A 15,007-nucleotide genomic window follows, 5' to 3' on the forward strand; every position below is an offset into this window, starting at 1 on the left:
TCCTCTGATTTTAGCAGTTTGCCGTGGATGTCGGCAGACCCAAGCTTTTCGCGAGTTCCCTCATGCAGCTTTCCTGTTTTTACTGCGGCAAACACCTGACCGCGACTGCTCAGCAGTTAGGAGGGGAAGTTGTTTGTCCGCATTGCGGGAATGTCGTTCGCTTGCCCGACGCGGAACAGGTACACCAAAACGAGGTCGAACATCAGCCTCGCGTGCATCACTGGCTGACCGACAGCATCTCCGGTTTCGCGTCGCTGCTGATCCACATGGGGCTGCTGTTCATCCTGGCAGCCGTTACCTGTGATTATCGCAGCGGAATGCCCGAAGGCGAGGAAGTAAGTATCGGCGAACTTCCGGGAATCGACCTAACCGACTCCGGCGGCGACGTTCTCGATACAAGCGAAGTCGAGCAAACGGCCGACACCGCCAGCTTGGACGAGCTGGTCGCCGATATCGAACCACCCACGGCAGCCAACTCGGAAATGGGCCAGGAAGTGAGTCTTTCGCAGCTGCTTCCCAGCGGAGCGGCCGGAGGCGCCGCGGGATCGCTCAACACAATCGGCGGTGGTGGTGGCTCGGTCGGAGCCGGCACCACGTTCATGGGCGTCAGGGCCGAAGGTTCCCGGATCTGCATCATCGCCGACTGCAGCGGCAGTATGAGCGGTGCCAAACTTGATTATGTGAAAGAAGAAATCCTGGAAGCGATCCGCAGCATGTCGCGGGAGAGCGAATTTCAGATCGTATTCTTCAACAGCCAGGCCGTTCCTTATAACATGCGCGGCTGGCGAAACCCCAAACGTGATCTGGACAACGTCAAACGTTGGCTGAATACGGTTAGTGCTCAAGGGGGCACGATGCCGCTGCCGGCGTTCGAGGAATCGTTCAAGCTAACGCCTCCGCCGGATGCCATCTTCTTTATGACCGACGGTTTGTTCGAGCCTGACGTCGTACAAGGCGTCAAACGATTGAACATCGGCGGCAGCGGCAAGTCGAAGATCCACGCGATCTCGTTCATCGATAAAGCGGCCGAACCGCTGATGCGACAGATTGCCAACGACTCAGGAGGCTCGTATCGCCATGTCTCCGCCTTCTAATCGGCCGCTGAGAGGTTGGTGGCGTGAGGCACTTCTGGCGTGTGCGATCGGGTTCGTGACCGTCGGCGCGGCCCAAGCCGATCGACTCATTCTGCGAGACCTCCGTCTGCTGGGCAATATCACGGTGATCGGCTTCGACGAAGAAGGCGTGAAAGTCACCGACAACAACTTAATCCCCTGGCACGAGATTGAACTGGGCACCGTCAGTCCCGACAAGCAAGCCGACTTCGATCGCCTGCGGAACGAACTTGGGCTGCCGTTGTTTCGCATTCATCAGCGGCTGAAAGTGGGCGACTATGCCGGTGCTCGTGAACCGGCCGAAAGCATCTTCGACCGCTACAAAGAACGGGACTCGAAAGTCGCCTACATGGTTTGCCAGGCCACCATGTGGGGACGTCTGGCCGAAGGAGATCGTGAAGCGGCGCTCGAGCCTTACTTCTGCTGTCTGCGAATTATGAAAAGCACCCGCAGCAGCGACGTAACGCAGCTTCCCGGAACGCGCTCGCTGGACTACGACAAGCAAACCGGACTGACTAGCGACTTAATGCCGCTGTTCTTTGATCGAGAAAAAGCGAAAGCCGCATTGGCAAGCGCTGACATCGCCGCAACGTCGATCGGATCTGGCGCGCCCGATGGTGTCTTCGTTTATATGGCGGCGTTGGCGATCGCGGCGGAAGAATTCATGCAAGCGGAAGCCTGGCAGAAACGGATTCGCAGCGGCAATCCGACTTTGAAGGAATGGCCCACGATCCTCACCGCTCAGTCACGAATCAACTCCGGAGATTTGATCGGCGCCGGGGCCGACTTGGAACCGGTCATCCACAGCCTAAAACCCTGGAATCAGCCGGTCGCGCGATACTTGCTGGGCATCTCCGGTTCCCGTTCCAGCGAGTTCCTGCGGATCGAAAATGGCGTGCTCGATCTTTTGCATGTTCCGGCTATGTATGGCAACGACCATCCCGAGCTGGCCGCCGCCGCACTCGCCGAAACGTACTCCGCACTGCAGCGAATCCAACAACCTGAACAAGCCCAAGATATCCGCCGGCAACTGATGTTGTTCTATGGCGGCACGATCCATGCCGAGCAGCTTCGCCAGGCGAAATCGTCCAACAGCAACCCTTGAGAGGCACCTTCGATATGCGACAGAAAACCACGCCCAAGGCGGGCATCATTTATTGTCTGGTCTTGCTGATGGCGTTGTTCGCCGTTCAGACATGGGCCCAAGATGCCGGCAATCCTCCGCCAGCAGACTCGGCCGATACGCTCACGCTAGACGACAACGACGACGCTACCACTGCCCCCCCGGCCGATTACGAAGAGAAAACGCTGCTCGATACGCTGATGGATGGTGGCACCGTCGGGGTGCTGATCGGACTACTATCGATGGTCGCCATCGGCTTCATCGTCGAACACTTCCTGACGATCCGCAAAAGCGTGCTGATGCCGGAAGGGGTCGCGTACGAACTGGAGGAAATGATCGCCCAAGGCCGCGTCGACGAAGCCCTCGAGGTTTGTAAGAACCCCGAATACGACTCGCTGCTGACGTACGTTGTGCAAGCTGGTTTGGAACGATTCCGCGGGGCCGAATTCGGTTTCGCCGAATACAAAGCGGCCGTCGAAGAAGCGGGCGAAGACCAAACCGCGAAGCTGTATCGAAAGACCGAAGTGCTCGGTTTGATCGGTTCGATCGCCCCCATGCTGGGGCTGACAGGCACCGTGCTCGGTATGATCAAAGCGTTCAATACGATTGCCTCGAGCGGCGGTGCCCCCAAACCGGAAGACCTGGCCGGCTCGATCGGTCAGGCCCTCGTCACCACGCTGCTGGGCCTCGTCGTCGCGATTCCCGCGATGGTTGCCTACAGCTACTTTGGCAACCGCATCGATTCGCTGGTCGCGGAAGTCGGCAAGCGGGTCGAACAAATCCTGACGCCGCTGGGTCGTCGTCGTTAATCGTCTTCGTGGAGCCTAAGCATGAAACTCTCCAAGAAGCGAGTGCGGCACACCAAGGGGATGGACATCACGCCGATGATCGACATCGTCTTCCTGCTGCTCATCTTCTTCATCACCGTCAGCCAGGTCTCGGAAACCAATCGCGAGAAGCTGGAACTGCCGGAGTTGAAGGGAGCGAAAGATCAGAAGAAGACCTCCCTGGTCGTCAACGTGAATAAAGCAGGCGAGATCGTTGTGGCCGGCAACACGTTGGAGTTGGCGGACGTCGCGTTTTTGGTCGGCAACGAACTGGAAGCCAACGGGGGCGACCCCGGACTGGTAACCGTCGTCGTTCGCATCGACCAAAGGGCGACATGCGAAATCCCCAACGCGCTCGTTAAACAGCTCGCCAGCCAAGGCATTCAAAAAGTGCGGCTCGCCGTCCAGGTACCGAACTAGACCATGAAATTATCCAGCCATAAACGTGCCCACAATCGGCAGATCACGTTGGAAATGACCAGCATGATCGATGTCGTTTTCCTGTTGCTGATCTTCTTTATCGTGACGGCCAGCTTTACCAAAACCGAACGCGATCTCGACGCGGTTACCAAGGTCAACGAAAAGTCGAGCTCCGCGGCCGAAACCGATTTAGAACCTGCGATCGTCCTGCTTGCCGAAGTCGACGGCAGTTGGGTCTACCAAATTGGCTCGAACAATATCAGCACGTTCGCTGAACTTGAGGAAGTACTCGACAAGTTTCCCAACAAAGCAGACGGCGCGTTTGTGCGTGCCCCCGACGCCGCTCCGTACGGCATGGCAGCCTCGGCGATTCAAGCCTGCAAAAACGCCGAGTTCCCCGGCGTTTCGTACGTTCCGTTGGCCCAATAAACGAAAGCATCTCGCTCGTGTTGTCCCGCTCGAAATGGCGAATGATTCGCACACTGCTCGCCTGTCTGCTGACGGTCGGGCTGGGTGATGGATTGCTCCGCGCCGTTTCTGCTCAAAGTCGAGTGCTCAACGATACTCGCACGCCGCAGCAAATGCTCGAGGAATATCGCCGAGTCGACAATTACCTCAGCAGCATGAACCTCGCTGATCAGCGTTTACTGTTGATTGAACGCTACCTCGGTTCAGCCATTCCTGCGAACGATCGCGAAGAACTGCTCGATACGGCATCGCAGCTGTATGCATCGCAGCTGATGCGCTACGCCGACGATCCAACGCGGTCCAAAGCCTATCAGCAGAAAGTGCAGCAGTTTCTTTCCGACAACCCAAGTGCCGACACGCCGGCATTGCAGGTCATGCTGCTGCAAGCCGACTACAACCGTGGCGAAGCGGCCGCTTCGCGATGGTTGAACGATCCCGCCGATAAAGAATCGCTGGCCGAAGCGGACGCGATCTTCAAACGGATTGCTCCAAAACTGGTCGAGTATCACAAGTCGATTCAAAAACGAATCGAAGAACAATGGGACGTCATCGATCGCATGCCGCCCGGTTCGGCGCGAGAGAACCGAGAGAAAATCACCCGAGAGTTAGAAGGGGTCGTTGGTCGAGCCGCCTTCTTTGGAGCCTGGTCGAACTACTATCTTTCGCTCGTTGAAGGCGTTCGTGGTCCGTCCGATTATTCCAAGATCGCCATCAGTCAATTTCGCGAGCTGCTCGACTTAAAGATCGATCCAAAGGCAACAACCCCTTGGCATGAAGAAGCCGATCCCAACCGGATGGGTCTGCAACATGAATGGCGTGCCCGCGCGCTGATTGGCCTGGCGATGGCCGAGATCTTGAACAACAACTTGCTCGACGGCCAGCGTTGTTTCGCCCTGCTCGAAGCGGGTCCGACGCCAGCTGACATCGTCGATCAGGCCGACTATTGGTACTGCCGCGGTTTGATCAATGCAGGGAAGCTGGACGAAGCGGCCAAGTTTGCCAAGCAGACCATCCAAGAATTCCAAGGCAATTCGTCCCCCGGCAAGACGAGCCTGTGCGTACTGCTGGCCGACACTGGCCTTCGCGAAGGCGAGGACAAACCTGCCATTCGCGACATGGGCGTGCAGGGACTCATTGGCTTGGCCAAGCTGGGACATCACTCGGCGGCGATTCAGCTGATCGAGAAGTACGAAATCGATTTGGAGAAGTCGAAAGGCTTTTACATGCTCTGGCTGATCGGCCAGCAAGAGTTTGCCAAAGCGGAAGAGTCGAAGTCGGACGACGATTACCGCGCCGCCCAAACCCAGCTGCGGGAAGCACTCGCCGCTCCGGAAGCGAAGAAAGACCTTTTGTCGGCTAGTGAATGCCGATACACGCTCGGCTGGTGCAGCTATCGATTGAACGAACATGCCGAGGCAGGCATGAACTTCCAAGATGCAGTCTCCGGCTTGAAGGGCCCCAACCCCAGCAAAGCGGCCGAGTCGGCCTGGATGGCATTCGTTTCGTATCAAGCGTTGGCCAAGGAAGAACCGCGTTACGGCCTGCGAGCCATTGAAGTTCTGGAAGATCTTAAGCGAGACTTTCCGAATCACCAGTATGCCCAGAAGGCTGACTATTTCATTGCCAAGTTGCAGCAGTCGCGAGGTTCGATGACGTCGTCGATCCGTCAACTGCAAAGTATCGATGCGGCAGATCCCAACTATTGGTCGGCCAAGTTCGACTTGTGCAATTTGCTTCGCCAACAAGTCGATCAGGCATCGTCCGAGGATGAAAAGAAAGAACTTGCCCGGCAGCTGAAAGATGTCGCGGATGATTTGGAGTCGCGGCTCAACAAAAACAACGCCCCGGAAGACCGGATCTCAGGCGTCGTTCGCTGCCTGTTGAACGTGGCCGACTTGGCCCGAAAGGATGTACTGCCGACAAGCGATTTCGCCAAGTACGTTCAAGCCTCGGACCCTCTGGTGCGTGCATTACCCAGTGAAGACCGCGCCTGGGTCGATTTCCATTACCAGTCGCTGTTATTGGCGCGAGCCCAAAAGGACGATGCCGCAGTCAACGAACATGCCGACTGGCTGCTCAAAAACGCTCAAGGGACACCGTACGAACAGTCCGCATTGATTGTGCGAGCGCTCGAAATCGACCGGCAAGTCGACGCCGCATCGAATCCCAGCCGACAACTGCTGGAGGAAGGCTTCGACATTTACAGCCGCTTGACGAAGCACCTGGGAGCGACCGCGAATGCCGTTCAGAAAAGCAAGAACGCCAAAGTCGCATGCTCGAAAGCGGCCGGTTTTGCCGAGCAGCTTCAGCAGTGGTCCAACGCCGCGACTTACCTTCGTGTACTCGTGGAAGCGAACCCCAACGAACAGGAATACCTGCAGCGGCTGGGAAGAGTCGAGTTCACGTTACAAAACTACGCAGACGCTTTAAAGCACTGGCGTACCTTGTTGGTGGGGCTCAATAAGGGGGATGAAGCCTGGTTCGAGGCGAAGTATTACCAGCTGGCTTGTCTGCGGCAAACCGACCCCGATCAAGCTAAAACTGTGCTCCAGCAGTTCGAATTACTGCACCCAGATTGGGGTTTGCCCCCGTGGCGCGATAAAATAAAGACACTTGCCCAGCAGATCTCCGGATAAGCAGGGCCCTGACTTTTTGCATTTCCCGAACACGTCGAATGGAATGGCGCAAGGACCGTCCTCAAACTCTTCTGACGATCATCACTCGCCACGGATCGAAGCATTCGTTCGCGAAGCGGAAGCATTTCTAGCTTCTCGCGGCGGACACGATCCGACCGCTCTGCCTGCGCTGGCATATCAGTTCGGACTTTCTCGGGAAGAATATCAGCAGGCGATGAATCGTCTCTATTCGACCCCTTCGCCAGAAAACGGCTCGCCCCCTCCTCCACCTCGAACAAGCGAACCGGTCGTTCGCACCGAACCCGCATACCCACCGCCGCGGGAACCCGCTTTGGCCGATGAGCCGTCGGAAGATGCTTCCGTGGACGACGAGTCGCTGATCTCGTCCGAAATCGTTGAGGACTCCGACCAGCAATACCCCGGCGTGCGACCACAAGACTTGTATTCCTTCACGCGGCAATCGCGGCTGATCCTTGCCGATGAACGAGGTTGGTCGGAACGTGCTTTAGCGCGAATCAACTTTCTCGCCGACCAACTGCTCATTCCGCACGACATTCGTGGGAACCTCTATCGTCGTTTGGACGATACCGACTTCAACCCGCAACCCCCTTCCGGCGAAGCGAGCGAAGAAGCAAAGACAGCGGATACGGACGCAACCGCGGAAACCGAGGACCACGAAGAGGGATCGGACGAATCAAAAGCGGAAGCGGCACCTCCGAAAAAGAAGCCTTCCCCTAGCAAAATGTATCGGCATTACCTTCGCAAAGCGATGGAAGCGTTGCCGACGAAGCGAATCAATGAACGTCGCGAAATGAAACTGATTCGTGAAGGAACTTCGAAGCTTGGCTTGAGTGAAGTGCTGGCGCGGGACCTTCTTCGGGAAGTGGCTCAACAGGAAGGCTACACGATCGCCTCGGAAGTCGAGCAACCGGAAGAGCGAGATCAGAAGCAAGCGAAAGCGGAACTGATCACCACGTTCCAGCAGCGCGCGGCGACCATCATTGCCGGACAAGGAGGCGTCAATTCGTTAACGCGTATTATGATCGCCCAAGTCGCCACTGACTTAGGGCTGAGCGACGAAGAACGCGATGCGGCACTCGCTTCGATTCAAAAGCAAAACGAAAAGAACGAGTCCGACACACGCCTCCAGCAGCGAGCCGATTCGTTCCGCGAGTTCATTCGCGAACGACTCGAAAGTATCAATCATGGAATCGTCATCGCAACGTTGGCTCAGCAGTTGGTACAAATCGGCGTCGACATGCATGGCATCCATGAAGAGCTGGCATGGAGCACGCTGCGGGAAGTTCTTCAGGAAGAAGACCTGCGTCTGGTAACCGTCCAGCAGGCCGAGTCCCACATCACTTCGCTTGTTGACGAGCTGATGCAGGACCAAGGCTTCCTCTCCATCGAAAACCGGCAACGGCTGCTCAACGAAGGGGAACAGTGGGGACTCGATCACGGCAAATGCCAACAGCTGATCGAAGACCACATCGTCGATTACAACCGTCGGCAGAATCGTGGCCAACGGCAAGTCGCGATGATCTTCGGCGCGTTCTTTGCCCTGCTCATTTTTGGGGGCGGCTATATTATTTACCTGGGTTCGATCCCACCTCAGGGTTCCCCCACCGCGCGAAACGTGCCGGGCCCTGAAGGAACCGTCCCTGGCGAAGTCGACAGCGACCCGGACGGAGGCCCCGATGAAGCCGAACCAGAACCACTCGTGTGGAAACGACAGCCATGGTGGGGTGAATCGCTTTCGCTGAATCTGTTGAAGGTTTATCAGGAGAACCCTTCGCTACAGTCTCAGCTGACAGAGATCTGCACCGACGATCCGATTGCTCGGAGCGCGGCGTATCGCAAGCTACTGCCGCGTATGGTGACCGCTTCGGTCGCCCAGGAAGGAGAATCGAAAGAAGCCCTTCGCGAAGCCATCGTCGACCTGGTTCATGACGAGCCAAATGACGATGCCGTTAAAGCGATCGCGGCCACATTGACGGAAGGCATCTCGCTGAAAGACGCTCCGATCACCGCGGCAACGCCCCTTTCGCAAATGCTGGAGAAAGGATACCTCAGCGTCAAAGCATCGCAGCAGGCCGACTTGCCTGAGGACCGTCAGGCGATGTTCATCGACGAAATGGAACAACAACTTGGCATCGTCTATTCCGGTTCAGCGGCGCCAATGGAATTGACGATGAGCGAGATGATTCGCGAGCAGTATCGCAAGATTCGCGATCTTGCGGCGAGCGAACCGAATGCGGCGGCCCGACTACATGCCGATCTTTCCAAGACCGCTCAAAGCTATTTGCCGGCCGATCAGGTCATTGCCAAAGACAGCCTATTGGTAGCCGATATCGTCGGACGTATGAATGGCAATTGGGAAGCGTACCAGCCGGTCGTCCAAAGGGTGGTCAACTCAGAAAAGCCGGAACGCTTGTTGCCGATTCTTGACGCGTTTGAGCAAACGTTGAAAAGTGAAATGGTGCAGCGGAATGTCACGCGTCTTCTCTCAAAGCGAATCGGACGAGGCCTCGATGCCGACGATCCGATTCAATCCGCTGCACTGGTTCGCACCGAGCTTGGACTCGACGCGGTTGTCGTTCGCGATGGCGAAATGTATCGCATGTTTACCCGTCGCTCAGCCGGATTTGCGTGGGAACCTTCAGCCGATATCACCGCAGGACAGATGGCCAAAGAAGTGACCGAGCTGAGCTTTCTTTCGGTGCTCGGTCATGCTGCCAGCCAGGGAGATATGGGACAGCGTGTCTTTGAAGAAACGCTGAAGGAAGGCTCTCCTGAATTCGAGGAGGATAGCGTCAGTGGCAGCAGCGCCGGCGGAAACTCGACGAAGACACTTGCCGCTTTGTCGAAAGTCGAGCAGTTGATTGGTCGCCTTCAACGGGCGAGCAATCCGCTAGGACGCATCGACGTCTACCGCGAACTTTGCTCGATCTCCGGCGACGTTCCCGATGTCGACTACGACACATCGGCCGAACTGGCGTCGTACCTGCTTGCTCCGAAACCGCGCGCCGAGCAAAACCAGATTCAAAGCGGACTGAGGGCCTTCTCGCACTGGACTACCATCAAGCTGGCCATGGCCGATCAAGTTCCTACGGCGCGACGTGCCGCAGACGATATGGCCGAGATTGTCAGCGGTATCTTGGGCGAAACGGTCGTGATCAACAACATCCGTACCGCTCGGGACGACCTTCGCGAACGCCTTCTGCGTAGTGGGCTGGAAGGTCTCGGCAGCCAACCGATGCGATCTGGGGAACTCTCACCACAATTGGCCAACGAAATGGCGATCTTCCTCGGCGATCATTATCGCGAACATGCACGTCTGGAAGGGATTGCCACCGATCAGCTTTCCAGCAATGCCCTGCCGGCCGCGGTCGCGACGCTGCTGATTGACGCTGAAAAAGCACGGCTCGAGCAAATGACGCTGACCGACAACGAAACCGCCAAACTGCAAGACATAACGCGGCGCGAGATCGCCCTTGATTACCTGAGCAATTCACCGGTCGCGTCCATGGTCGCCAAGCAGCGCATCTGGATCCGACTTCTGGTGATGCGGCACGGCAAGGAACGTCCGCAACTGCAAGGACAGCTAGGCCAAATCGTGGATCAATTGGAACGGCAAGATGCCGATGCCACGAACTTGATTCAACAACTTCGCAGCGGCGAACTGGCTTTGGTCAAACTGTGGGAACTGACAGGAGGATCGGCATGACGTTCAAAACCTATGTGCCGAGCATGGCCGTAGCACTGGTAGTACTCTTTCCGCTTTCATCCGCGCTAGGGGCCGTCGTTTATCTGAAAGGTAAGAAAGAGCCCGTTGCCGGTTTCGTGGAATCTTCCGACGACGACAGCATCGAACTGCGCATTGAAACGCCTGAGGGAGAGCCGCTGCATCGTCGCATTCTTCGTACCGAGATCGACTTACTTCTGCAGCCGGTCAGCCCCAGTCGTTTGGCACAGCTTTCTCCGGAGAATCCCAAAGCGTACCGTGAGTATGCCGAGGAACTTGTCGAGAAAGCCTCCGATCCGGAAGCGGTCGAAACGGCTGCTCGGTTGTTCATGATTGCGGCTCATCTCGACCCACAGAAAGAAGGGCGCAGTGCCCTGCTGGGTATGACACCCCTGATGACCGATGCACAAGGAGTCAAACGCCTTCGTGCGATGGCCTATCTGACCGATCCTAACCATGACGCGGCTTTGCTGGAAGGAAACGTGCAAGCGACCGCGTCGGGAACGCCCCTCGACGAGTCGATGCGGGACGAAGTGATCAACGTCCTGCAGATGCTGCGAAAGGGAGAACGTGCCGACGCGCGGCAGCAACTTCAACGGGATGAAATTCAAGCGGCACTGCAGCAAGGGACCAGCAAGATTACGCTCCAGGATTGCCTTGCACTGGTGCAAGGAAACTGCCCTGGCTGCGAGCAAGGTAAGATCCCGCCCTACATGATGCAGAAGCTTGTTGCCGCCGAGTTAGAACTCAGCACGAGCGAGACTTCGATGGAAGTTCAGCCACAATGGGGCTTCTTCATCGATCAATCGTTCCTCAAGCCGCTGCCGGTGTTGTCGCTCGATAAAGCCACACGGTTCGACCCGCGCAAATGCGTTTACCGCGATGGAAAATGGATCGAACCGGACGACAAGAACAACTAGCTAAGGGGCAATGAACTCGTCGCTGAATCGACGGACGAACGCAGGATCGATTTCCGATCCTTCTTCCTCGCCGAAGTAATAGACGTTCGAGTCGGAGATGTGGCGATCGGCCACGTGGGCGAAGAGGTAAGCGGCGGCCGCGTGACGAATCTCGTCGACCATCTCTTCCCATTCCATTTCGCCGCGACGTTCTTCGTTGACTTTCATCAAGTGAATGCCGAACTTGGTTTGAATCGGTCCGACGAGTTCACCGACTGGGCGGGCAAATGCGGCTTCATGAATTCGTGGGTCAAGCGGTCCATGATGACGAACCCATCCCATGTCTCCGCCATCTTTCGCACTCGGAGACTTCGAGTACTCCTGAACCGCTTTCTCGAAAGTGATCTCGCCTTGTTGAATTCGATCTCGCAGGAAGACCGCTTCACGAAAGGCCACATCCCAGTCGAAATTTTCGTCGGACGGATCGCCGAAGTAAACTTGCGAGACGCGACGAGCCGTGCCATCGAATCGCTGGTAATTGCGTTCGTAATAGCGCCGCAGATTCGCGTCGGTCAGGTAGCTTTTCAGATAGCGGGTCCAAACGATCTTCCAAGCCAGGTTCCGCCGCAGAATCGAGCGGTCGACTTTTCCGGAAGCGAGAAAGTCGTCAAGCGACTGCCCACGGGCGGCAAGCGACTTCTTGATTTCGGAGATGGCCAGATCGATCTCTTGTTCCGACGCGCGGAACTCGGTGGTTTGCAGGTAGGTGAGAATGACCTGGCGTCGTACCAACTGCGACATCACCGTGGAGCGATAGATCTGTAGCGACTGTTCCGGAAGGCTGTCGAATACGTTCAATCGTTCCAGGTAGCGTTCGATCTCGACATCGTAAATGGGAACGTCGTTAACGCTGGCAACCACCATCGCCCCGGTAATGGGATGAATGAGGGTTTCTTCTGGCAGATATGGACCCGCGGAAGATTCCAGATCGCCTGAGAGGCTCCACTGATTGGCGGCTTCCGGCAGGACGATCAAACAGATCATCACTAGGACGAAAGTGGGCGATCCGATCCAAGGTTTTGACAACATATGGCTTGCTCTCAATTCTTTCGTTTTCCGGTGCCGCGAGAGGAAAGCCTCCGCCAGCTCTTAGCTTTCCAGGGAAATTACGGCAATGGAATATCGGTCAGCTCAAAGGATACCGGCAACGAAATGATCGAGGCCGGAGATCGATACACGAATTGGAAATCGCCTACTTCACGTTCCAGGACAAACTTGTAGGACATGCCAACGGTATCGACGTCGCGATAGGTCTCTTCAAAACCGGCGATGTCGATACGTTCCCCGTTGGGGCCCTGCAAATATGCTTCGTTGTTGTAGACCCAGCCTCGGTGCGATTCGAGCGAGCCTTGTTCGTTGAGGACGCGGAGCATTATGCTCGCTTCCCAGATGTCTCCGTTGGGACGGAATGTCTCCAGGACAACTTCAATAGCGCCGCGGGTGTCTTTCACGTTGCGAGCCGTTTCCAGCTTGTCGAACGTGAACGTTTCCATTCGACCTGGCATGAGCGCGACCATCTCGCCTTTGAGGGTGGCGATCTTTTGCGACGAGCGGTCGGTACTTCCCAAGGGAAGCTGTATGTCAACGGCCGAAACGCCTTGAACGACTTCGGTATCGAGCGAACCGGTTCGGTCGCCACTTTGCAGCGAGTTGCCTTCCTCGTCTTCGACAGTCAACTGATCCAAAGGTAACTTGATGACAATCGGTTCGACTCGAGGTTCCCAGGCGACTTGCAAATTCAAGAATGTTCCACGTTGGGATCGATCGGAAAGATTCAGGAACGACTCGACCCGGGTCGGTTCAAAGCGAAAGATCTCGCTCGTGCGAACAAGCGGGTTTGGTTCGGCCGAGCTGTTTTGCTTTGCGACGAAAGCCAGAACATTCGCCTGACCGGCATAGTGATACGCTTCAAGATTGGTTTGGGCGAACAGATCTTCTACCGCCTCCCAAAACGGAACGTCTTCCCAGTCGACGCTGACCTTGGTGCCGTCGGCTCGCTGACCGAAGTTCGAGCGATAGTCGACAAGCTTGTTTTCGGTCTGTTCCTGGATTGCCCCTAAGACATCGGCCAGGGGTTTGTCCTTTACGGAAAGCGTAATGCGAGATGCCTTGGCGGCGCTGTCGGCTCGCTTCTTTTCCAGAACGGTGCGAATACGCTGAAGTCGAGCTTTGGTTTCCGCAGCCGTACTCGGTTTGACCTCGGGAAGGTACTCAAGAGCTTTGTGTCCTAGCTCGATGATCTGTCGCTCAGCGCGTTCGCGATCTTCCAGCGTGTCAGAGTCTAGACGGCGAGCCCAAGCTTTCACCTGGTCCGACATACTAGGTTCGACATCTTGAGCGTAGAGCGGTGCCACAAGCGCAAGCAAGAGGCCCACCCACATGATGGTTCGAAGCGCGGCCATGAATAGGGTAAGGAATTTCTTCCGGATAAGGTCAATTTGAGATGAGGTGAGCGTTCATTCTAGGGATTGTGGCGATGAGATTCCAGCGAATTCTTCGAAACTTTCCCCCTCATTTGTAGGGGTTTTTTATTTAGCGTAACCTACCCTTGTAAGGTCATAACGGTCCCACTACTTAGTAAACCCTGGAAACGGCTATGAAGTCGCTACAAATTTTCCTGCTCACGGGATTTCTTCTCGGACTGCATTCTACGCAAAATTGCACGCCGAAGGCAGAGGCCCAAGGGCCGACCTACCCCGTTATGATCCAGTTGGATCTGAAAAACGAAACGATTCAAGCCACTCCTGTGCTAGCAAGCCCGCAACGCGTCATTATGTTGGGGCGTGATGGACAGATGTGGGACTTCGCTCCGCAAAGCGCTTCCAACTATGCCCAATTGCAAACGCCGTTTCGACCGATGCGTCAGAACGAGATGCGTGGACTGCTGCTGTCGGAGTTCGGCCAAGGATACGACGTTACGGGAACCGGCAACTATCTCGTCGTGCATCCGGCCGGCCAAGAGGATGAGTGGGCCGATCAGTTTGAGAAGCTGTTCCGATCGTTTCATCACTACTTTACCGTTCGCGGGATTCAGCCCGTTAAAAGCGAGTTCCCTTTAGTCGCTGTCGTCTTCCCGGACTTCCGGTCTTATCAGTTGTATGCGGCCAAGGATGGCATGCGGGTCAGCCCAGGCACCGTCGGTTACTACTCGTCACGTACCAACCGAGTGGCATTGTACGACGTTACGCACGGCCATCACGACAATCCGATGTGGCAAGAAAACATGGCCACGATCATTCACGAGGCGACCCACCAAACCGCGTTCAACACCGGAATCCACAGTCGCTATGCCCCGCAACCGAAATGGCTTGTCGAAGGTCTCGCGACCATGTTCGAGGCGCCGGGCGTTTGGGATTCGCGGAACCATCCTCAGTTTCGAGATCGCGTAAACAAGACGCGAATGTTGGAATTTCTGGAGTACATGAAAACCAAGCGTTCGCCCGACTCGCTCGCCCAGTTCGTTGCCACAGATGACGCTTACTACAATCGCCCTAGCACTGCCTACGGAGAAGGCTGGGCCATGGTCTTCTATCTCATCGAGACCCGGCCACGCGAGTTCGCTGCTTACGTTCGCAAAGTGGCAACACGTTCGGCGGAAGAAGAATACACGCCTCAGCAGCGTCTCGCCGATTTCCAAGAAGCCTTCGGCCGCGACATCTCGCAACTCGAATCTCACTTCACCCGATACATCTCGCAGCTACCCAACAAAATGTAGAA

General features: G+C 56.3%; 11 protein-coding genes. 9 read left to right on the forward strand and 2 right to left on the reverse strand.

Features of this window, described 5'->3' with window-relative positions; all coding sequences use genetic code 11:
* Positions 1-62: 62 nt before the first annotated feature.
* From LA756_RS16880 to LA756_RS16915, 8 genes are read left to right on the forward strand one after another with little or no spacing between them, the layout of a single operon-like run.
* The gene (locus LA756_RS16880) at positions 63-1,094 is read left to right on the forward strand and encodes a VWA domain-containing protein (protein ID WP_224435892.1); all 1,032 of its coding nucleotides are present in this window, start codon (positions 63-65) and stop codon (positions 1,092-1,094) included.
* Positions 1,078-2,217: a hypothetical protein gene (locus LA756_RS16885; RefSeq protein WP_224435893.1), complete on the forward strand. Its 1,140-nt coding sequence runs from the start codon at positions 1,078-1,080 to the stop codon at positions 2,215-2,217. Before LA756_RS16880 ends, LA756_RS16885 begins: the two co-directional genes overlap by 17 nt.
* Before the next feature lie 14 nt (positions 2,218-2,231).
* Positions 2,232-3,044 (forward strand): MotA/TolQ/ExbB proton channel family protein, encoded by an 813-nt coding sequence (locus tag LA756_RS16890; RefSeq protein WP_224435894.1) that lies wholly within the window; start codon positions 2,232-2,234, stop codon positions 3,042-3,044.
* Between the two features lie 21 nt (positions 3,045-3,065).
* Complete coding sequence (locus tag LA756_RS16895; protein ID WP_224435895.1) at positions 3,066-3,482, forward strand: biopolymer transporter ExbD; 417 nt, start codon at positions 3,066-3,068, stop codon at positions 3,480-3,482.
* 3 nt (positions 3,483-3,485) lie between these two features.
* Positions 3,486-3,911, forward strand: a complete 426-nt coding sequence (locus LA756_RS16900) for a biopolymer transporter ExbD (RefSeq protein WP_224435896.1) — start codon at positions 3,486-3,488, stop codon at positions 3,909-3,911.
* Between the two features lie 41 nt (positions 3,912-3,952).
* The gene (locus tag LA756_RS16905; protein ID WP_224435897.1) at positions 3,953-6,586 is read left to right on the forward strand and encodes a hypothetical protein; all 2,634 of its coding nucleotides are present in this window, start codon (positions 3,953-3,955) and stop codon (positions 6,584-6,586) included.
* 43 nt (positions 6,587-6,629) lie between these two features.
* Entirely contained in the window at positions 6,630-10,313 is a 3,684-nt protein-coding gene (locus LA756_RS16910; protein WP_224435898.1) for a hypothetical protein, read from the forward strand.
* Positions 10,310-11,251, forward strand: coding sequence for a hypothetical protein (locus tag LA756_RS16915; protein WP_224435899.1), 942 nt, complete (start codon positions 10,310-10,312; stop codon positions 11,249-11,251). The genes LA756_RS16910 and LA756_RS16915 overlap by 4 nt, the downstream gene beginning before the upstream one ends.
* Here the strand turns inward: LA756_RS16915 and LA756_RS16920 are convergent, their stop codons facing one another.
* Both LA756_RS16920 and LA756_RS16925 read right to left on the reverse strand, forming a co-directional pair.
* On the reverse strand, positions 11,252-12,319 hold the full coding sequence (locus LA756_RS16920; RefSeq protein ID WP_224435900.1) for a peptidylprolyl isomerase: 1,068 nt from the start codon (positions 12,317-12,319) through the stop codon (positions 11,252-11,254).
* A 77-nt stretch (positions 12,320-12,396) separates the two neighbouring features.
* A complete protein-coding gene (locus LA756_RS16925; RefSeq protein ID WP_224435901.1) occupies positions 12,397-13,692 on the reverse strand; it encodes a hypothetical protein in 1,296 nt (431 codons plus the stop codon).
* Positions 13,693-13,886: 194 nt separating this feature from the next.
* On the opposite strand from LA756_RS16925, the gene LA756_RS16930 reads away from it, so the two are divergent.
* Complete coding sequence (locus LA756_RS16930; RefSeq protein WP_224435902.1) at positions 13,887-15,005, forward strand: DUF1570 domain-containing protein; 1,119 nt, start codon at positions 13,887-13,889, stop codon at positions 15,003-15,005.
* Positions 15,006-15,007 lie beyond the last annotated feature (2 nt).

This window comes from Bremerella sp. TYQ1 (assembly GCF_020150455.1).
Taxonomy (GTDB): Bacteria; Planctomycetota; Planctomycetia; order Pirellulales; family Pirellulaceae; genus Bremerella; species Bremerella volcania_A.